The following is a 19,631-nucleotide window of genomic DNA, read 5'->3' as shown; positions in this document are numbered from 1 at the left end:
TGTACATGTTATCGCTTCTATCCTTTAGTGTATCATAGCGATTCTCGTTTTCAATCCTCATCCTTTACATCGATATCTTCTGGAATTGGCTCATTCGCTAAGTCTTCTACTAACCTTTTATATTTTTCAAGCTGGTCAAAATGAGTATTGAATTGGTCTTTATAAATTAAAACAATGCCATCACTATCTTTTAAAAAACGAATTTTGCCTTGTAAAATTAAACTTTCCACATAATGAACTGAAACGGATAAATACTCTGCCGTTTCTTCTATCGTTAAATACATTTTCGTCACCCCTACTGAAAAAACACGAATAATTCTTATTATATAATACCATCCTTATATTTAAAGGAGTGATCAACAAAATGCCAAGAAGAACACGGGATACGGGTTCACAAGCAACGCCACATTTTGATGGGGAATATGAGGATATTATTAATGATCCAGGGATGCAAAGTCCACAAATGGGTTTAAATATAAACATTACTGGCAAACAAAATGCGTTCCATGTTTCCGAGCTGCCAAACGAAGATATGAAAGATTTTGAAAAACTGACAAGAGGTAAAAATGTAAAATGATATACAAAAAAGCATGAATGGATGACAATTACTCTATCCTTCATGCTTCTTTTAATTCACGAGCTACAGCCTCAAGCCCTTCCAGTTCTCCGAAATAAGCTATTTTTCCATCGTCTACCAATTTTCAATCCGAATGATTTTCACGATTTTCCCATCTTGTACAGTAATCTGAAGTTCACCAGAATGCATATTGTTTAAAGAATCCATAATTACTTGTAATTGATCACTTTCTACCTTCACATTTTCCGCCATACTCTCATCCCCTTAAATCGTTATCAGCAAACTACACAATAAAAAGACCTCTTACCTAAAAAGATAAGAGGCTTCTGCTTTTATATATCAAGCACCATCTCTTATCTGTCAGACCATAATAATCTGCTGGAATTGGCACCGTTTGAATACAATATCCAATGGTTGCCGAGGCTTCAAAGGGCCAGTCCCTCCACCTCTCTTTATAAGAGTAATGAATATGAAATTTTTTACGTTAACATTAATTGTATGTGGAAAAAAATAAGTTGTCAATCGGCAATTCTGTTTGGATCGAGTAATGTTGAGCATCCTAATAAGAACAATTACCAAAAATTGTTCTTCCCTTTTTCGTTACATTCGTTATAATAGAGCATGTTGATCTTTTTTCAACATTAGCAAGACGTGGTTCGAAACCATCCCACGTAAAAAAACTAAGGAGAGAATTGAATATGAAAACAAAAACACTGGTGATCAATGGTATTTTGGCCGCACTTTATATTGTGGTAACTCTTTTGATTAAACCATTCGGCTTTTCAAGCATCCAGTTTCGAGTATCTGAGATGTTTAACCATCTAGTAGTATTTAATAAGAAATACTTTTTTGGTATTGTTGTCGGTGTGTTTATAGCAAACTTGTTTTTTTCGGAGCTGGGATTATATGATCTTTTCTTCGGAGTTGGTCAATCGATTGTCGCTCTATCTATTACTATATTTTCAAGCAAATTTATAAAAAGCATTTGGATGAGAATGATTTTTAATACTCTCATTTTTTCCTTTACAATGTTTTTTATAGCCATTGCGCTTAACTTAGCTCTCGGTTTCCCATTTTGGATTACGTGGCTTACAGTAGCAGTCAGTGAATTTATTGTAATGGCTATCGGCGCACCACTAATTATGGCACTCAATAAAAGAATTAACTTTGCTAAACTACTTTCTTGATGTTAAAAAACCCCTTCACACTGAAGGGGTTTTCATTTATTCAAAAATATAACCTTTTAAGGCTTGTTCCATTGAAGCAAAGACTTCCGCTTGAGTATCAAACGTAACTCCTAACTGAATCATATTTTTTACAACCTCAGGTCGGAGTCCGGAAATAATGACTTTACAGCCCATCATGAACGTACCATCCATTACTTTTTTCAGCCGATCAATGACATCTGGCTCCATTTCAGCTACACCAGATAAGTCAATGATTAAGGTTTGAATTTTCAAGGCAGAAATTTCAGTTAATACTTTTTCCATGATAATCCTAGCTCGATTTTCATCTATAGGGCCAATTAAAGGAAGTACACATGTTTTTGCAGTAACTGGGATAATAGGAACCGAAAGATGTTCAACAATTTTATTTTGCTCCTCTATTAATCTGTCTTTATAATCTGAATAACTAATAAAGAAACAATTTAAGAATTGATCTACTTGGTTGTTAATTCTACTTTCAAGAATATAAAAGCCATCTCTACTTGTTTGATAATTGTATTTAGTTTCAAACTTATGTAGAAATATCCAGAGGGTTCTTCTAATTGCATGTAGCCATTCTAATTTAAATGCTAGCGTCATCTGAAATTTCGCCCAAATTTTCCCTTCTTGCTTCGCAAAATCAATTACTTCTTCCTCTTTTTCTTCTATTACATAAAGAATAAGACGATGAGCATTTTCTAGTAAATTTATATTACCAATCGAGTGAATGTCATCTATTTTATCCCTTACATTAACTGCTTCACTTAATAATTTCTCTTCAAATTCCGGGCGATTTTCAATTAAAAAATCTTTTAATGCATCTACATCATATGCAGTATTCACGATATCTTTTCCCCTTTTTTGGTGAATTGATTCAATAAGCATTTAGTTTATACATCATATTTTTAATAGTATCATACATTATATTTTTAATGAAAGTAAGAAGAAAGGCGTGTCCATAAAATACTAAGACCAGTGCCTATCAAACAGGAACTGGTCTTATATTACTACTTTCTTTCTGGCGGGACTTCTTTGTTTAATGCATCAAAGAATTTTAGGACTGTAAAATAACTTAAGCCTAAATCTCCAACTCCCTCATATGCTGAGACAATATCGACGCTGCAACGTAATGGTTCTACTTGAAGAACGGTAACGACAATTTGATTTTGTCTCATCACTTTTTTCTCAATTAACATTTCGCCGCGGTTTTCATCTAAATGTGTAATTTTCCAACCAGAAAGTTTATTATTTACAACGTGAGTAATCTTTTCAAGTAATACACGTTTACTCACTTTGTAATAACGTGTTTTCAATTGTGGATCTTTCGCACGGTCACTAGTTTCCGTACTATTTTTCCATAGTCCAGTCAAAATACGGGCAACTGACATCGTTTTCCCCCCTTTTTTACAAATGTCTAGTAAATATGTACATATGTGTTTATTATATGTCTTTTCAGATGGTTATGTCTATTAAGCGAATTAAATTGTAAAACAAAAAGAAAAGAAAGTCACCACTGACTTCCTTTTCTTTACATCTTATTGTCTTGCAGACCAATCTTCAGCCCGTTTTTGTAAATCATCCAAAAACTTTTGAATATCTGGTGCCTGGTCATTCGCAGCCTGGCTAATAAATCCATTTATTGCAGGTGCAATTTCACTGCTAAAGAATGGATTCGCTTCATCCATCATGACGGATGGAGAAACAGCGGCTACTTCCATTGCTTTTTTCACGAATTTATCTTCAGGGAGCACAAAATCAGCTTCTGCTAGAGTCGGAGTGGCTTGGAAATTTTCATAATTCCATTTTTGAGTTTCATAGCCTGCTAAAAACTTCATAACTTCCCAGGAAGCTTCTACGTTTTTCGCATCCTTTGCCATAACAAATGGATCCATCGCCACCCATCCTTCACCTTTTGGACCAAGATTTAAAACAGGGACAAATCGATCTAATAACTCTTGATTCTTAGTAGCTCGAAATTCACCCATTGTAGGTCCACCTGAGTGATCGAGTGCGATGGCAATGTTGTTCGTTTCAATACCAAAGTTTTCTTGACCTTGCCCATTTACGAATTCCACTGGAGGATATTTTGCCGCTGCTGTAATCCATTCCAATACTTTCACCATTTCTGGTTCATTTAGTTTCCATTCAATATTTTTAAGATCGTCCAAGGATCCCACAGCCCCAACTGCTCCAAACGCGTGGGTCAATGCGACAAAGGTAGCGGCGTTTAAGGCGTTCCCACTCCACCATAATCCATAATTCTCTTCACCAGTAACAAGGTTTTTCCCTGACATTTGCTTTGCTTTATCCAAAATTTCTTCAGGTGTTGGGTTCTCAGATAACGGTTCTACTCCCCAGTCTTCAAATAGCTTTTTATCATAGATCGTTACTCGTTTTCCTAAGATAGCCGGAAGTCCGAAACGAGTGTTGCCATCAAAAGCAACGGTACTATAAGAATTATCCCAAATTCCTTTCAAATACATATCTCCACTAAAGCTAGAATCATTCGCTAAAAGATCGTCGATACTTCTTAAAAGTCCTTGCTGCATCCATTGAGAGGCAAACGCTCCTCCTGAATAGATGAGGTCCACATCACCTGATTGCAACATAGCTGTTTGTTTTGCTTGGGCATTTTCCCAAGGCACTTGATATACTTCTAGCTTTATATTCGGAAACCTAGGGCTAAATTCTTCTTTTACAAAGGTATCAAACCCAACGTTGTCTATACCTGTAATGGGATCAATCCCATCTTCAAGCTGCCAACCAGCTAAAGAAACACGAACAGTTCCCTCTATATCTGAAACAACTTCAATATTACTCTTCTTATTACCATTTTTACTGCCCCCACCAGAGGAAGAAGAGCATGCCGCTAAAGTAAAAATGAGAACAAGCGCGCTAAACATTGCTAAAAGTTTCTTCATTGTTAGCCCCCTTTAAGGAATTTATTGCTTTTGAAAAACGAATCAAACGAGAAGCATCTCCAAAATAAGCATCACCTCCCAAAAGATAAGTTCCGGGTCTTGGGAAAATGGATTACTGTTTAATACCTGACAATGCTATACTCTCAACGATGTACTTTTGAAGAAATAAATATAATGTAATAACTGGAATTAAACTGACGGTAGTGGCTGCCATGATGATAGAAGGAAGTGGTTGGCTCTTATTGTAAGTAAACATGGCCAAACCAAGTTGAATGGTGTATTTATCTGGTGTTTTTAATGCTAACAATGGCCATAGTAAATCATTCCAAACACCTAAAAATTGAAGAATCGTCATTGTTGCGATAATGGGGATGCATAACGGAAAATACACTTTGAAAAACACTCTAAATTCTCCCGCTCCATCAATAATCGCCGCCTCCCTCAGGGTAGATGGAAGCTGATCGATAAATGATTTTGCCAAGAACGTTCCGAATGCATAGTTTAATGCAGGTAAATAAAATGCCCAATATGTATCTAGTAATTTTATTTTGGCAAAGAGCAAGTATTGGGGAATCATCGTCATCTCAAAAGGTATCATCATTGTACTTAGTGCTAATACTAGTACAATCAATGATCCTTTAAATCTAAGTTTAGAGATAGCATATCCTGATAAAAGGGCCGACATCATGCTAACAAAAATGACTCCTATCGAAATGACCGCAGAGTTAATCATATATTTAAGCATCGGAATATTTTTGAAAGCGAGTTCATATGTTCTCGTCGAAAAATCCTTCGGCCAAAACCGTGGTGGAAAAGGGATGTTAAGTCTTGCCGCCCAATCAAAACTTGTTAACAGCATCCAAAGAAATGGGATAATCATAATTAACGATCCTAATAACAAAACGACTAAAAGAGTAAAGCTCCCAATTAGCTTAGATTTTTTCAAAGATTTCCCTTGGAAGGATTTTGGATCTTCCATTTTCAAATTAGTAATAGTCATTGGATTGCTCATATGATCCCTCCTTCTAATCAAGATTGCTCTTTCGATTTGATAGCAACATGAGTACTGTCAATACAAGGATAATCATGAATAATATGTATGAAGCAGCAGTTGCGATACCCATTTGACTTGCAAGGAAAGCGTTTCGGTAAATATATAAAACGACTGTCATTAAAGAACCAGCAGGGTTTCCAGCTGTCCCCCCAATGAGCCAAACATCTGTAAAACGTTTCATCGCACTAATCGTACTTATGATGACCATAAAAAGAATGATTGGCTTTAAATAGGGAATAGTTATGTAAAGCCATTTTTTAAACCAGTTCGCTCCATCTACCTCTGCAGCTTCATATAAGTCACGTGGGACACTTGTTAGGGCTGCTATAAAAATGATCGTATTATATCCGAGCATTCCCCATAATGTCATTAAGACGATACTAAATCTTGAGAAGCTTGGATTTGTAAACCAACCGATAGGATCCATTCCTACCCAACTTAATACAAAGTTTAAGAGTCCTTCTTTTCCAGGATTAAATAAGAACTGAAAAAGAATACTAGTGGCAACAAGAGAGACAACGTTAGGGAGAAAATAAACTCCTTTAAAAAAGTTTCTCCACCTAAGCCACGGAATGTTATGAATAAACGTCGCTAGAATAAAAGAAAAAGAAACTCCTAGTATTACAGCTAGAACACCCATATAAACAGTGTTATATAGAGATTTCCAAAAGATTGAGTCAGATAGGACAAATTTATAATTGGACAACCCGGTCCATTCGCCGCCAAAAGTGGATGCAGATTTTTGAAAGCTTAACACAAGGGCTCCAAACATTGGATAAATCGCAAATACTAAAACTCCTATTACTAGTGGAGCTGAAAACATATATCCAGCCCAATCAGTAGATGTGAATTTCCTTTTTTTGCGAGGCATGATTTCCATACGTTTTTCTGTGGAAGGATTGATTTTTGTTTCCATCACTTCACCCCTTTAAAATTTGCATTCAATGAATTAATTTCTCCTCCTTATAAGACTTTTATACCATCTTTCTCCAGTGCCTTTATTAAGTTTACAATACCATAAACAATATCTGATTTTCAATAGCTTTTTCAGTATTTTAAAAACATTCAGATAATTAGACAGTGTTCAACAATTACTGAATGAAAAACGGAAATACATTCCTATTTTTAGGAACGTATTTCCGTTTAAAATAATTCTTTGTGTAGAGATTAATCGAAATAAATCTCTTTTCCTTTTTGTGCGGATTCATATATACCACATAAAATTTTGGTCATTTCGACACCATCTTGTACCGGGCTGAATGTTTCTTTTTCTCCCAAGCAAACGTCGACAAAATGATTAATTTCATTTTGGAAGCCATCAATAAAATCAAATGTTAGACTATCTACTTGAGGTGTCATATTTAAGATTGTATCGTGTTTTTCCGAAATGATAGCAAGCTCTGGCTCTACTTCTGCTCCACCTTTTGTACCATATAGCTTCACAGCAATTTCATCCTTCTTAGCGTGGAGGGTAAAGCTTACGTCCACAAGCATAGATGCACCATTTTCAAAACGGATCAACGCATTTGCCATATCTTCTACTGTATTTTTTTCTGGATCATAGTCTGCCGCTTGATAGAACGATAGATTCTTAATATTTTTGCGGTTTCCAAGTTTGTTATACGTATTTCCAGAAATGGATTTTACTTTCGGACGGCCCATCAAATACCATAGAACATCAATAACGTGAACACCAATATCAATTAGAGGACCCCCGCCGGATCTTTCCACATCAGAGAACCAGCCTCCAGGGTTTCCGAGACGGCGAATACATGTTGCTTTTGTAAAATAAATCTCACCTAAGTCATCGTTTTCGATGAATTTTTTCAATACTTGAGTGTTGGAAGCATATCTTCTCACGAAACCTACTTGTAATTGCTTTCCACTATTATTCACAGCTTCTTCAAGTTTTAATGCTTTTTCAACGCTTGTTGTCATAGGTTTTTCTACGAGTACGTGTTTCCCACTATTTACAGCTGCCGTTGCAATTTCAGCATGTGTGTTATTCCAAGTACAAATACTTACTGCGTCAACTTCAGGATCGTTCATCAAATCGTTGTAATCAACATAAACTTTCTTCGCACCGTATTTTTCCGCTTTTTCTTTTGCCCGTTGTTCATTTAAATCACAAATAGCATAAAGCTCTACTTTGTTATTGTTAACATATGCTCCTAAATGCGCTTCTGAAATTGAACCTGCTCCAATGACACCAATTTTTAATTTGCCCATTAGAAATTCCTCCTTACTCTTCTCCAAATAGTCTACGTACATTATCTAAAGCTATTTTTGATGCTTGCTTACATTCTTCCATACCTTCGAATTCTATAGAAACATATCCATCAAAACCGGAATTTTTCACGATTCTTACAATCTCTCGCATATCAATATCACCTTGGCCGACAATCGCCCCTCTTAAATAATTGCCAGCAATCGTTTGGAAAAATCCTTCACCAGGATTCTGATAGGAAGGTCTAATATAAAAATCTTTAAAATGGACAACAGAGGCATGCTCAATATTTTTCTTAACTGCAGATACAGGATCTTCATCAGCACATAAGAAGTTGCCAATATCAACTGTCGTTTTAAAATTGTCGCGGTTGACTTCATTCAGCAAACGAAGGACGCGGTCACTTGCTTGTACATGAAAACCGTGGTTTTCAATACTTGTCGTAATACCATATTGAGCAGCATAATCAGCGATTTGCCTACAAGCATCCACGATTGACGGAAGATCTTTTTCAAACTGAACAATCGATGTATCCCCAGGGGCACGCCAAGCTACATCGTGTCTCATGAATTTAACCCCAAGTGCATTAGCAATATCCACTTGCTTTTTAACTCTTTCAATTTCATCATCATAAGCCTCTTTTGTTTCTGTTAAAAAGTTGGCTCCGATTAAATAATGGGAAATATCGATACCTACACTTTGAGCTTTTTCTTTAATTTGTTCAACGAGTTCATCGTTGTCGTCAAGACTAAAGCCAAGTGGAACAATCTCGATGTGTTCCCCGCCATTGTCCGCTACCCACTGAATAGCATCTAAAATCGTCATTTCTCCAGAATTGATCGCTTGGTATAAACTGTATGAACTTAAACCAATTTTCATTTTGTCCACCTCGAATGGATGAGAATTTAATTTTGCATAGAAACTTGTTGATTTTGCCCAGCCTCCTAATTTATTTCTGCTGAACATTTCAACACGATTTTAACAAGACTATCTATTAACCAACACTGCTTGGCCTTTTTCACTTGATTCATAGGCAGCCTTTACGACTTCAAGTGTACGTAAGCCGTCAGTACCTGTAATGGAAGGGCTTTTTCCTTCTTTTATACTGGCGATGAAATCACGAATGAGCGATTCATCCATATCTTCCGCAAACGGAAGTTGAGAAATTTCTTTAGAGGCATCATTATAATAAACGGAATGTTGCTTAAAGGCATCAACTTGTAAGTTTCCTTTTGTTCCGATAAAGTTAATGATTGCATCACCCCAAGTTGGGAATGTTTGTGGTCTTGACCAGCTAGGATCAATGGAAACGATGACTCCTGACTCAAGTTCAAGTGCAACCATTCCACAGTCTTCCACGTCAATTTCATAAAATCTTCTATCGAGTTCAGCGTAAACACTTTTTACTTCATCGTTAAGAACCCAACGAATGATATCCATAATATGTACGATATGGTCAGTCGCAGCTCCACCTCCTGACAATTCCTTTTCTATGAACCAACCACCCGGCATTTTCCCGTGGTTCGTTCCATTGATAGCGACAATTTCCCCAAGGGCTCCGGAATTTATTAATTCTTTCGCTTTTTGGAAACCTGGTGCAAAGCGAACTGGGTAAGCAATTTGCAGGTTAACTCCTTCTTCTTCACATACCCTGATCATTTCTTTTGCATCTTCAATTTCTGTGGCAATTGGTTTTTCACATAAAATATGCTTCTTAGCCCTTGCAGATTTTACGACATGCTCTTTATGGTTTGCGTTTTCGGAACAAATAACGACTGCTTCGATATCAGTACTTAGAAATTCATCTAGGCTGGATTGATATTGGCAGCCAAATTTATTTGCCATTTCTTTTCCACGCTCCGCATCTTCGTCCCAAATATACGCCAATTCAGTATCTGGATGATTAACTAAATGAGTTGCGTAACTATCCGCATGCATATGAGCAAAACTTATGATACCGACTTTCATCTTAATTTCCTCCTTTTCCTAGAGTGACAGGTTGTCCTTCATTAGCAGATTTTATAGCTGCTTCAACAACCTTTGTAACCTTCAATGCATCTACTGCTGTTATGATCGGTTGTGCCTCTCCGGAAATACATTTCACGAAATGCTCCAATTGGCGTTGGTACGGATCCTTCTCTAGGATATTTCTTGGTAATTGCACATTCTCATCTGAGCGGAATTGAACAGCTAACGGATTGCTGTCATCGTGATTGTATGTAATCATCCCTTTATCGCCTGTCAATTCAAAGGAAGCTTTAAATTTCGTCTCTGCCCAAGATAGTTCAACATGTACAATGGTGCCATCGGTCATCTTGAGATTAATAAAACCGTACTCTAACCCGCTTCGTTTTACGCGTTTAGCCATTACTCTTTCTACATCACCAAATGTCCATAGTACCCAATCCAAATCATGAACACCGAGATCCATAAATAAACCGCCGCTTTTTGACTCATCTGTATACCAAGAATCTTTCGCTGGATGTGGCACTCCTCTAGATAGCCTCATCACACCTGGATTTCCAATCGCGCCATTTTTCACTTGTACTCTTGCATTGGCGTATTCCGGGAAGAAACGAAGAGTTTGGCCAACAAGTAATTGAACATTATTTTCAGCACAAACTTTAATAATATCTTCTGCTTCTTCACTTGTTAGCGCTAATGGCTTTTCACAAATGACATGCTTCTTATGATTAGCCGCTTCCATAACTAGAGCAGCATGTGTATGAGTAGGTGTACAAATATCAATTACATCTACATCTGTATTCGCTACAAGCTCTTCAATGCTATTAAAAGCTTTTGTTGCGTATCCACTAGTTACTTTATTAAGTCTTTCTTGGTTACGGGCAATTACTCCGACTATTTCTATTCCTTCAATTTTAGTCCACGAAGCTAAATGCCTTTGGCCAAGTTTCCCTGAACCAACTACTGCTACTTTCATTTTTAACCCCACCTCACATTTATAAATCGGACAATTTAATTACTTTTTCTTCTTGATTTGATTGATTAGCGGCGAGTGTCACAGCTAATGTTTTCAAACCATCTTCATATGAAGCTAAGACTAAATCTTGGTTATTCGTTCTAACAGCTTCTATGAAAGCACGATCTTGTATTTCGTAAAAATCAACCTTTGATTCAATCGTTTCTGTATGATCTTTTTCTACTATTTTTAGATTAGTGCCAACTAACTCAACCCGGAAGTCACGTCCTAGTACTTCAACTCCCATACGATGGTCTGGTTGAGTGAATGAACTATCCAAATGTCCTACTGCTCCGGATGAAAACGTAACATTAACTGATGTTACATCGGGAATATCAATATTTTCGATATCATACATAACTTGAAGCGACATATTGGCACTTACTTTTTCGATATCGCCCCCGAGGTACGTCATCAAGTCCATCACATGGGTAGCTTGTTCGACTAACTGCCCTCCGGACTTGCTCTTAATTCGATACCACGGCGTTTGTACAAAACTAGAAATATATTGACCTCGTACCATTGCAATCTTTTTATTTGCTAAATATTCCTTTGCCTTTTGAATTGTATCCAAGTAACGAAGGCAATATCCTGAAGCATTAATGACTCCTGACTCACGAATGATATTTGCTTTTTTCTTTGCAACTTCAAGATCAAGTTCTACTGGCTTTTCAACGAGTATATGAATCCCTTTTTGGACTGCTTTTTCTTCAATATCACCATGAGCAAATGGAGGGACACTTATAAACAATGCATCCAATTCTTCATTTTCCAGCATCAAATGAAAGTCAGTGTAGGAGGAAGCATTATACGCTTCACCTTGTTTTTTTGCACTTTCTTCATTAATATCACAGACAGCAATAATTTCTGCATATTCATTTTCTGAAACATTCTTTAAATGGACAGAGGCAATTCCGCCAACACCAACGAAACCAACTTTAACTTTTTCCATAAATTCACTCCCCTACGCTCTTAGAATAACGTCTAAATGACGTGCAGTATCATCTGCTAAAGTGCTTGGACATAAGACATAAGGTGACAGTTCCGCAGTAAGTGTATCTTCATACCCAATCTCTTCAAGTGCTTGTTTTACAGATTTCCAATCAACATCACCTGCAAGAAGTGGAACAAAACCGGTAATATTTCCAACACTTGTACTAAAGTCTTTCACATGGACTTTAAAAATTCTTTTTCCTAAAATTTTGATCCATTGTTCCGGAAAACCAAATTGCAATACATTCCCAACATCAAAATATGCCCCGATGTATTCAGAATCCAACTCATCAATATATCTAGCCATCTCAAGTGGGGAAAGCAAAAATTTATTCCAAACATTTTCAATCCCGATTTTGACATTATATTTTTCCGCTACAGGAATAATGTGCTTTATCGCTTCTTGGCTTCTTTCATAGCATTCATCATAGGGAACTTCCTTAGAAACAGCACCTGGCACTAATAAAATTGTATCAATCCCTATGAAACTCGCTATCTCCAACATTTTCTCGACAACACGAATTCCTTCTTTTCTTACATTTTCATCAGGTGAACTTAAAGGAGTTTTCCAAAGCAAGGAAGTAGACAAGCTTCTAAGCTGTAATTGATACTCATTGGCGAGTGCAAGAATTTTTTCTGCTTCTTCTTTTGTTGTTTCAACTGTTAATCCTACGCCTCCGGCTTCATTAAGATTCAGCTCGACAGCGTCAAAGCCAGCGTTACTACTATACTCAAACACTTTTTCGATCGGCGTTCCATCTGGATAACACCATTGATTGATTCCTTTTAGCAAAAAAATCCCTCCTAATATCGTGTTTATCACTTTAGAGTGAAATGAAATAATTCATGAAGCAGTAGCGAAGCAGAGCCAACTACTTCTGAATCATTTCCGAAAGAACTTGGAAACACTTTTACATTATGTGTATGCGTTTTCAGCGCATAGCTATATATATGCTCATTCACCTTCTGAATTAATAGTGGATTTTCAAATGCCAATTCTCCACCTAAAATAATTCTCTCTGGATTAAATAAGTGAATGAGATTCACTAAGCCAATCCCGAGATAAAATGAAACATCTTCTAAAATAGAATTAGCTAACGCATCACCGGAGTAAATCGTCTTTCTAAATAATTCTGGAGTTATTTTTGATAAGTCTCCTTTTACTTCTTCTACTAAAAGGGATTCCTTTCCTGCATTTATTTCTGAAACAATTCGAGAATAGATGGCACGCCAACTCACGTAATTTTCAAGACAGCCAACATTGCCACAATTACATGGAGCACCTTTATAATTAATGGTTGTATGCCCGAACTCTCCTGCCCCTCCATGAAATCCACGAAAAATTGAATCGTTTACGAGAATGCTCGCTCCAACGCCATCCCCTATCGTCACATATATTAAATTTTTGGATTGCTGATAATTCCCAAAACCTTTTTCTGCAAGTAAACTCCCATTCGTATCATTATCTATGTAGGTAGGTATTTTAAACGCAGCTTCTATGGCACTTTTCAATGGAAGATTATTGATTTTAAGTTTTGGATTATAGGCAACCATGCCTTGTTCAGAATTGACAATTCCTTGAATCGTGATAGAGATGCCAAGGCAATCATTAAGATTTTTACATTTCTTGAAAAAAACATTGATCATTTCAATTAGTTCATTGCTTAAATCTAAATCTTCTGTATCTTTTAAAGTATGAACTTCTTTCCTTTTTACTTTAGCGTTTAAATTCAATTCTGCGATTGTGATTTTTGAAGCATCAATGGCAACGCCAATCAAGAAACATACATCAGGATTTAATTGAACTAAAATCGGTTTTCTCCCACCGCTCGATTCCCCAGTTCCACCCTCTATTACGAGAGAATCGCGAATGAGATCGCTGACGGCCGATGTAACAGTCGTTGGACTTATATTAATTTTTTTAGCGATCTCAGCCCTAGATATGGGGCCATTTTTACGGATAATATCTAAAATGATTGACTTATTAAGTTCCTTAATAAGCTGTAGATCACCAGTCCTTTTCAATATAATCTCCTTTCATGAAATCGCTTAATAAGTTTCTTTCTCCAGTGCCCTTATTAAGTTTAAGAATAGCATAATAATGCTATTCGTTTCAATCGAATATTGCGTATTGAAGCTGTATTTTTTTAATAAACTATAAATCTTTTATTACAATATACGCAGCTTTTACAGGTCCATGAACCCCAACAACAAGATTCATCTCAATATCAGCCGAGTTGCTTGGCCCTGTAATAAAATTTATACAAGAAGCAAGGTGCTCCCCGTTTTTTACTCTTTCTCTAATAATCTTTGCCGCCTGAGTCATTCGCGGTACGATTGAACTTTTTGGAATGATAATGATTGATTTAAGTGGTAAAAAACTAACCGTTCTTCCTCTATTCTTATTGCTGAATTGGACAGCTGTACCGGATTCTGCAAGTGTAATATCACTTATTGTAATGCCAATATTCGCCTTTTCCGCGAGTTGAATGTTTTCTTCACCTGCTTCAGGATTCCATTGATGGACGTCTATATTTTCTGATGGCCAGATAGTGTCAAAGAGAGGAGAAAGTCCGTATTGTTCAAAGCGTGTGTCTTTCCAAGCGACGATAGATCCTCCACCATATTCCGAAACAATCTTTCGTAATGTGTCTATTAATCCAGCTTTATTTGTTTCGATTAAGTCCGTGTGTATAGTTGTACACTGTGTTTTTAACGCTTCTAATAATTCATCCGCATCGGCATCCTTTAGAACAGTATCCTGTGGATGATAGCTCCACTCGGGTCTTTCGACTGTTGTAAGGAAACGATTTCTTCCTAACCGGCTAGCAATTTTATTTAGGAAGGCATCTCGATTTTGAATCGTTCCACTCATGATTGATCCCTACCTTTTTTATGATCTTTAAACCAATCTCGGAATCTCTCTTTATTCGGAGCGGGAAATTCTCGAATTTCTGTCCAAGCTTTTAACGGTCCAACCCCTTTAGAGATTTTATCTCCATCTGTAAAATGATTCATAGCAGTAGGAGCTATTTTTGATCCTATTTTATAAAGAGTTGGTGAAGCAGCACCTAAACCAAAAGCCTTCATAGTCAGTTTCTCGGAAATCGGCGCTCTACCTTCTTTCTCAACAATCACTTGGCGGTGCTTGTGCAATAAATCATGGAGAGGGATTTTTACTGGACAAGCTTCTGTACAAGCTCCGCATAAAGTCGAGGCATATGGTAATTCTTTATAATCATCATACCCTCCTAACAAAGGCGAAAGGACAGCACCTACTGGACCCGAATAAATCGACCCGTACGAATGTCCACCCACATGGCGATAAACAGGACATACATTCACACAAGCGGCACAACGAATACACTGAAGAATCGATTGAAATTCTCCGCCTAAAATATTGGATCTGCCATTATCGACAATAACTAAATGAAATTCTTCGGGTCCGTCGACATCCCCTTCATCTTTTGCTCCGGTTAGTACAGTAATATAGCTTGTCAGCTTTTGCCCAACTGCACTTCTTGTGAGCAAGCCTACGAGGACTTCCAATTCTTCAAATGTGGGAACAAGCCTTTCCATTCCCATTACCGTAATTTGCGTCTTCGGCAACGCAGTGACAAGATCTGCATTTCCTTCGTTTGTAACTAAACAGATTGATCCCGTTTCGGCTACGGCAAAGTTACACCCAGTAATGCCAATGTCAGCTGTCAAATACTCTTCTCTCAGCATTTGCCTCGCATGCCATGCCAATTCTTCCGGTTTTTCCGTCTGTTGATAGTTTAATTTTTCTGTAAAAACATCCCTAATTTGTTCCTTATTTTTATGTAATGCTGGTGCGACAATGTGTGAGGGTGGGTCATGATCATCGATTTGAAGGATGTATTCGCCGAGATCCGTTTCAATTACTTCACATCCAGCTTCTTCGAGGCATGGATTCAAATTGATTTCTTCTGTTACCATAGACTTTGATTTAACGACTTTTTTGGCATTTTTCTTTTCGATCACACTGCGGATATAATCATTCGCTTCCTCGGGCGTTTCCGCAAAGAAAACATGCCCTCCTCTTTTCGAGACATTCTCACTCAATTGATATAAATAGTAATCGAGATTTTCTAAAACATGTTGACGAATTTCTTCTCCAAGAGATCGCCATTCTTCCCAGTTTCCAAGTTCTTTAGCCGCGTCCAATCTTCTAGTTTGCAGCCTTTCTTGAGCACTTGAAACGGCACCTCTCATAAAAGTATTATGGATACCAGTATCAACACGTTTTTTAAAATCGCCTGTATTGATTTTCATCGTCATTTTGATCACCCCACTTTTTAAAAATTAACGTGTGTTTAGTACCTCAGCAATATGCAACACTTTTATGGTTTTTCCAACTCTTTCAATTCTTCCTCCGATATTCATTAAGCAGCCGCAGTCTGCTCCAATTAAGTATTCAGCTTCCGTTTCCTCTATATGTTGTACTTTTTCGTCTACCATTTGTTCGGAAATTTGCGACATTTTTACCGAGAATGTCCCACCAAATCCACAGCATTGATGTTTCCCAGGAAGTTCTGTAAATTCAAGACCGTTAACATTTTTTAAAAGTTTCATAGGAGCATCCGTAACTCCTAGGAGCCTAGTCATATGGCAGGAGGTGTGATACGTTACATGTCCTTTAAATGTAGCCCCAACATCTTCAACTTTTAAAACATCCACAATAAATTCGGTTAATTCATATGTTTTTTGTTTAAGAGCTTTTGCTTTAAGTTCCCAAATAGGATCCCCTTTAAAAATATTCTCGTATTCATGAAACATATATGCGCAGGATCCCGAAAGTCCTACGACATATTCAGCATCTTCAAATGCTTCCATCATTCTTTTCATAGCTTCTTTCGAATTTTTTACATATCCACTATTATATGCTGGCTGGCCACAGCAAACTTGCGATTCGGGAAAATCAACTTCGCAGCCGAGCCGTTCCAGTAACTCTACTGCTGCTTTTCCAACGTGGCTATGAAACATATCAACTAAGCATGTAGCAAATAGACTGACTTTCATTTTTGTTCACCCTCTTCCGATTATTAAATTTCCATATAAATCTACTTTATTATTATCAAAATTATTAGTCAACAGGTCATCTGATGACTGAGTAAGCGACGCATTCATAAAAGCTTTCAATCAATGATTTTTCGTAGTTTTTTCAAAATATTTACTTAGAACTTCATCGACATTTTCAAGATGTTGCACCATTGTTTCTCTAGCAGCATTTTCATCGCCCCGAAAAATGGCGTCATAAATATTTTTATGCTCCTCATACAGCTTTTCAGTTGTTGTTTGCCCTGAATAAAGCCAAAGTCTGCGTGTCTCCTTCATCGTTGCTTGCATTAGCCCGGAGACATGATTTAACAAACTGGCTAGAAGCTGATTTTGAGACGCTTCTGCAATCGCAAGATGAAATGCTAAATCGGCTTTTTCTCCCAGTTCTTCATTGCCATTTGCTTTTTTCATTTCTTCCAATGCTAATTCCATTGTTTTTAAATTCTCACTTGTTCTTTTTTTACTTGCAGAGGCAACCGTTCCTGTCTCGATTATTTTCCTTACTTCTAATAAGTTCTTCACATCGTTCTGATTCATTAAGATTGCAGTCGACAACGGAAAGAAAATTTGATCGGGGCTGAACTCTTTAACATATGTTCCTTCACCTTGCTTCATTTCTAAAAGCCCCATTGCTCTTAATGCAGACAAAGCTTCCCTGATAGCGGAACGACCCACTTGAAAATTTTCTGCAAGCTGCTCTACAGAATCTAATTTATCACCTGACTTTAATTGACCAGACCTAATCATCTCGTGGATCGCTTCTGCAACTTGTTCATATAGTTTTGTCGGCTTTATTTCTTTGTATTTCAATCGAGAGACCCCCAAGCATTCATTTTTCTCATTGATAAAAAACCTTCTAGGATTTAATATAACTTTAAAACTATTTCAAGAAATCAAACTGTTTATACTATAACATTAACAGAATTGATATTGGAGGTCCTCTTATTGGCTAATCTTGCTTTTCAGTTAACAGATTCATTAGAAAAAATATTTCCTGATTACACACCAGACACGGTTCCTATGAACGATATAACGATCTTTCAAAATGAACAATTTTCATTTCAAATTGCATATCGATGTGATGAGAATAAAAAAATCTACATTAATCTGGAAGCGGATGAAACAATCCATACATCTGTTAGTATTGTAAAAAAAGTTCCTTCTACTCTACCAGCTTATGCTGAGTCGCATGATGAAAATTACCTTTCTACTAAACCAGGGTTATTTCCCGATTTACTGGAGCCGGTAACTGCTAATAGTATTGAGCTAGAGACAGGGGGCTGGAATTCTTTATGGGTTGATGTATATTCAAAATCGGATGCTGTAGGCGAAAAGACATTAAAACTATTGATTACAGATGAACATCATCAGTCGATTTACAATCAATCTATAAAGTTTAGAGTCATCCCTTATCAATTGCCTGAACAAACATTAATTCATACACAATGGTTTCACACGGATTGTTTAGCAAATTATTATGGAGTTGACGTTTTTTCAGATGAGCATTGGCGAATCATTGACAATTTTCTTCGTTTTGCAAGTGAAAACGGTATTAATATGATTCTTACACCTATTTTCACTCCACCATTAGATACAAAAGTTGGCGGCGAAAGAACAACCGTTCAGCTCGTGCAAATATCATATAAAAATGGAGAGTATGAATTTGATTTTACCCTACTGAAAAAATGGCTCGATTTATGTAAACGGAACGGAATAAAATACATAGAAATCGCCCATTTGTTTACACAATGGGGTGCAGAGTTTACTCCTAAAATCATGGTGAGAGAGGAAGGAGTTCTTTTAAGAAAATTTGGTTGGGATGTTACTGCTGACAGTACGGAATATCGTTTATTTTTAGCTTCGTTTCTTCCTGCATTGACATCGTTTTTAAAAGCAAACTGGGATTCTGAAAAAGTATATTTTCATATATCAGATGAACCGAACGAATCCAATATAGCTACCTATTCACAAGCGAAAGAAATAGCGGAACCTTATTTGAAAGATTTTAAAATCATTGATGCCCTGAGTGATTTTTCCTTCTATCAAAAAGGCATTGTTTCAAAGCCAGTTGTTGCGAATGATCATATTCAAACATTTATCGATCATCATGTCCCTAATTTGTGGACCTATTATTGTTGTGCACAAAATCAAAAAGTAAGCAATCGATTCATGGCGATGCCTTCAGCAAGAAATCGAATCATCGCAACACAATTATTTAAATATGACATTGAAGGATTTCTTCATTGGGGATATAACTTTTACAATAGTCAATACTCTATAGAGCCCATTAATCCTTATATCATTACTGATGCAAACAATGCTTTTCCTTCAGGCGATACGTTTCTCGTCTATCCTGGGAAAAACGGAGAAGCGATACCGTCTATTCGCTCACGTGTCTTTTATCAAGCCTTGCAAGATCTACGCGCGTTTCAATGGCTCGAGCAGTTAAAAGGGAAAGCTTTTGTTATAAATATTATTGAGAAATCTCAAACGATAACGTTCACTGAATATCCGAAAGAAAAGGGATATATTTTCCAGACTAGAGAAGAGATTAATAGTGCCATAGAAGAGGCTTTAAGTTCATAAAACCAA

21 protein-coding genes and 2 riboswitches are annotated in these 19,631 nt (G+C 36.9%); of the genes, 3 read left to right on the top strand and 18 right to left on the bottom strand.

Annotation, left to right across the window (positions count from 1 at the left end):
- Positions 1-50 precede the first annotated feature (50 nt).
- Positions 51-284: an excisionase family DNA-binding protein gene (locus KHA97_RS20475; RefSeq protein WP_213126650.1), complete on the bottom strand. Its 234-nt coding sequence runs from the start codon at positions 282-284 to the stop codon at positions 51-53.
- Positions 285-364: 80 nt separating this feature from the next.
- On the opposite strand from KHA97_RS20475, the gene KHA97_RS20470 reads away from it, so the two are divergent.
- Complete coding sequence (locus KHA97_RS20470; protein WP_213126649.1) at positions 365-577, top strand: hypothetical protein; 213 nt, start codon at positions 365-367, stop codon at positions 575-577.
- Positions 578-691: 114 nt separating this feature from the next.
- Here KHA97_RS20470 and KHA97_RS20465 read toward each other — a convergent pair whose 3' ends face one another.
- Positions 692-829 carry a DUF2292 domain-containing protein gene (locus tag KHA97_RS20465; protein ID WP_213126648.1) on the bottom strand — a complete coding sequence of 46 codons (138 nt, stop codon included), beginning with the start codon at positions 827-829 and terminating at the stop codon, positions 692-694.
- A gap of 98 nt (positions 830-927) precedes the next feature.
- A riboswitch (SAM riboswitch) is annotated at positions 928-1,038 on the bottom strand.
- Between the two features lie 184 nt (positions 1,039-1,222).
- Positions 1,223-1,267: riboswitch (PreQ1 riboswitch) on the top strand.
- Between the two features lie 8 nt (positions 1,268-1,275).
- Here KHA97_RS20465 and KHA97_RS20460 point away from each other — a divergent pair.
- Positions 1,276-1,764: a QueT transporter family protein gene (locus KHA97_RS20460; protein WP_213126647.1), complete on the top strand. Its 489-nt coding sequence runs from the start codon at positions 1,276-1,278 to the stop codon at positions 1,762-1,764.
- A 36-nt stretch (positions 1,765-1,800) separates the two neighbouring features.
- Here the strand turns inward: KHA97_RS20460 and KHA97_RS20455 are convergent, their stop codons facing one another.
- The 16 genes from KHA97_RS20455 to KHA97_RS20380 all read right to left on the bottom strand — a co-directional run bounded on the left by KHA97_RS20455 (position 1,801) and on the right by KHA97_RS20380 (position 17,849).
- Positions 1,801-2,625: an STAS domain-containing protein gene (locus tag KHA97_RS20455; protein ID WP_325167519.1), complete on the bottom strand. Its 825-nt coding sequence runs from the start codon at positions 2,623-2,625 to the stop codon at positions 1,801-1,803.
- Positions 2,626-2,789: 164 nt separating this feature from the next.
- A complete protein-coding gene (locus KHA97_RS20450; RefSeq protein WP_213126645.1) occupies positions 2,790-3,170 on the bottom strand; it encodes a hypothetical protein in 381 nt (126 codons plus the stop codon).
- Between the two features lie 147 nt (positions 3,171-3,317).
- Positions 3,318-4,703, bottom strand: a complete 1,386-nt coding sequence (locus KHA97_RS20445; protein ID WP_213126644.1) for an extracellular solute-binding protein — start codon at positions 4,701-4,703, stop codon at positions 3,318-3,320.
- Between the two features lie 112 nt (positions 4,704-4,815).
- Complete coding sequence (locus KHA97_RS20440) at positions 4,816-5,715, bottom strand: carbohydrate ABC transporter permease (protein ID WP_233713695.1); 900 nt, start codon at positions 5,713-5,715, stop codon at positions 4,816-4,818.
- A 13-nt stretch (positions 5,716-5,728) separates the two neighbouring features.
- Entirely contained in the window at positions 5,729-6,628 is a 900-nt protein-coding gene (locus KHA97_RS20435; protein WP_213126877.1) for a carbohydrate ABC transporter permease, read from the bottom strand.
- A gap of 296 nt (positions 6,629-6,924) precedes the next feature.
- Positions 6,925-7,986: a Gfo/Idh/MocA family protein gene (locus KHA97_RS20430; RefSeq protein WP_213126643.1), complete on the bottom strand. Its 1,062-nt coding sequence runs from the start codon at positions 7,984-7,986 to the stop codon at positions 6,925-6,927.
- A 13-nt stretch (positions 7,987-7,999) separates the two neighbouring features.
- A complete protein-coding gene (locus KHA97_RS20425; protein WP_213126642.1) occupies positions 8,000-8,863 on the bottom strand; it encodes a sugar phosphate isomerase/epimerase family protein in 864 nt (287 codons plus the stop codon).
- A 108-nt stretch (positions 8,864-8,971) separates the two neighbouring features.
- Positions 8,972-9,952, bottom strand: a complete 981-nt coding sequence (locus KHA97_RS20420; protein WP_213126641.1) for a Gfo/Idh/MocA family protein — start codon at positions 9,950-9,952, stop codon at positions 8,972-8,974.
- A gap of 1 nt (position 9,953) precedes the next feature.
- Positions 9,954-10,925: a Gfo/Idh/MocA family protein gene (locus KHA97_RS20415; protein WP_213126640.1), complete on the bottom strand. Its 972-nt coding sequence runs from the start codon at positions 10,923-10,925 to the stop codon at positions 9,954-9,956.
- Between the two features lie 19 nt (positions 10,926-10,944).
- The gene (locus KHA97_RS20410; protein WP_213126639.1) at positions 10,945-11,916 is read right to left on the bottom strand and encodes a Gfo/Idh/MocA family protein; all 972 of its coding nucleotides are present in this window, start codon (positions 11,914-11,916) and stop codon (positions 10,945-10,947) included.
- 12 nt (positions 11,917-11,928) lie between these two features.
- Positions 11,929-12,750: a sugar phosphate isomerase/epimerase family protein gene (locus KHA97_RS20405; RefSeq protein WP_213126638.1), complete on the bottom strand. Its 822-nt coding sequence runs from the start codon at positions 12,748-12,750 to the stop codon at positions 11,929-11,931.
- Positions 12,751-12,776: 26 nt separating this feature from the next.
- Positions 12,777-13,982 (bottom strand): ROK family transcriptional regulator, encoded by a 1,206-nt coding sequence (locus KHA97_RS20400; protein WP_213126637.1) that lies wholly within the window; start codon positions 13,980-13,982, stop codon positions 12,777-12,779.
- 130 nt (positions 13,983-14,112) lie between these two features.
- Entirely contained in the window at positions 14,113-14,832 is a 720-nt protein-coding gene (locus tag KHA97_RS20395) for a LutC/YkgG family protein (RefSeq protein ID WP_233713693.1), read from the bottom strand.
- On the bottom strand, positions 14,829-16,259 hold the full coding sequence (locus KHA97_RS20390; RefSeq protein ID WP_213126636.1) for a LutB/LldF family L-lactate oxidation iron-sulfur protein: 1,431 nt from the start codon (positions 16,257-16,259) through the stop codon (positions 14,829-14,831). The genes KHA97_RS20395 and KHA97_RS20390 overlap by 4 nt, the downstream gene beginning before the upstream one ends.
- A 24-nt stretch (positions 16,260-16,283) precedes the next feature.
- Entirely contained in the window at positions 16,284-17,000 is a 717-nt protein-coding gene (locus KHA97_RS20385; RefSeq protein ID WP_213126635.1) for a (Fe-S)-binding protein, read from the bottom strand.
- A 120-nt stretch (positions 17,001-17,120) separates the two neighbouring features.
- The gene (locus tag KHA97_RS20380) at positions 17,121-17,849 is read right to left on the bottom strand and encodes a FadR/GntR family transcriptional regulator (RefSeq protein WP_213126634.1); all 729 of its coding nucleotides are present in this window, start codon (positions 17,847-17,849) and stop codon (positions 17,121-17,123) included.
- 135 nt (positions 17,850-17,984) lie between these two features.
- Here KHA97_RS20380 and KHA97_RS20375 point away from each other — a divergent pair, with 135 nt between their 5' ends.
- The gene (locus KHA97_RS20375; protein WP_213126633.1) at positions 17,985-19,625 is read left to right on the top strand and encodes a DUF4091 domain-containing protein; all 1,641 of its coding nucleotides are present in this window, start codon (positions 17,985-17,987) and stop codon (positions 19,623-19,625) included.
- Positions 19,626-19,631: the final 6 nt, after the last annotated feature.

Source organism: Lederbergia citri (genome assembly GCF_018343625.1).
GTDB classification, from domain to species: Bacteria; Bacillota; Bacilli; order Bacillales; family Bacillaceae_C; genus Lederbergia; species Lederbergia citri.
This window is presented reverse-complemented; position numbering and strand designations above follow the sequence as displayed.

Excerpts from the sequence above, each read along its gene's own strand:
- KHA97_RS20470 (WP_213126649.1), top strand. The coding sequence starts at position 365 with ATGCCAAGAAGAACACGGGATACGGGTTCACAAGCAACGCCACATTTT.
- KHA97_RS20460 (WP_213126647.1), top strand. The coding sequence starts at position 1,276 with ATGAAAACAAAAACACTGGTGATCAATGGTATTTTGGCCGCACTTTAT.
- KHA97_RS20445 (WP_213126644.1), bottom strand. The coding sequence starts at position 4,703 with ATGAAGAAACTTTTAGCAATGTTTAGCGCGCTTGTTCTCATTTTTACT.
- KHA97_RS20435 (WP_213126877.1), bottom strand. The coding sequence starts at position 6,628 with ATGCCTCGCAAAAAAAGGAAATTCACATCTACTGATTGGGCTGGATAT.
- KHA97_RS20410 (WP_213126639.1), bottom strand. The coding sequence starts at position 11,916 with ATGGAAAAAGTTAAAGTTGGTTTCGTTGGTGTTGGCGGAATTGCCTCT.
- KHA97_RS20395 (WP_233713693.1), bottom strand. The coding sequence starts at position 14,832 with ATGAGTGGAACGATTCAAAATCGAGATGCCTTCCTAAATAAAATTGCT.
- KHA97_RS20390 (WP_213126636.1), bottom strand. The coding sequence starts at position 16,259 with ATGACGATGAAAATCAATACAGGCGATTTTAAAAAACGTGTTGATACT.
- KHA97_RS20450 (WP_213126645.1), bottom strand. The coding sequence starts at position 3,170 with ATGTCAGTTGCCCGTATTTTGACTGGACTATGGAAAAATAGTACGGAA.
- KHA97_RS20465 (WP_213126648.1), bottom strand. The coding sequence starts at position 829 with ATGGCGGAAAATGTGAAGGTAGAAAGTGATCAATTACAAGTAATTATG.
- KHA97_RS20415 (WP_213126640.1), bottom strand. The coding sequence starts at position 10,925 with ATGAAAGTAGCAGTAGTTGGTTCAGGGAAACTTGGCCAAAGGCATTTA.
- KHA97_RS20440 (WP_233713695.1), bottom strand. The coding sequence starts at position 5,715 with ATGAGCAATCCAATGACTATTACTAATTTGAAAATGGAAGATCCAAAA.
- KHA97_RS20430 (WP_213126643.1), bottom strand. The coding sequence starts at position 7,986 with ATGGGCAAATTAAAAATTGGTGTCATTGGAGCAGGTTCAATTTCAGAA.
- KHA97_RS20425 (WP_213126642.1), bottom strand. The coding sequence starts at position 8,863 with ATGAAAATTGGTTTAAGTTCATACAGTTTATACCAAGCGATCAATTCT.
- KHA97_RS20385 (WP_213126635.1), bottom strand. The coding sequence starts at position 17,000 with ATGAAAGTCAGTCTATTTGCTACATGCTTAGTTGATATGTTTCATAGC.
- KHA97_RS20475 (WP_213126650.1), bottom strand. The coding sequence starts at position 284 with ATGTATTTAACGATAGAAGAAACGGCAGAGTATTTATCCGTTTCAGTT.
- KHA97_RS20420 (WP_213126641.1), bottom strand. The coding sequence starts at position 9,952 with ATGAAAGTCGGTATCATAAGTTTTGCTCATATGCATGCGGATAGTTAC.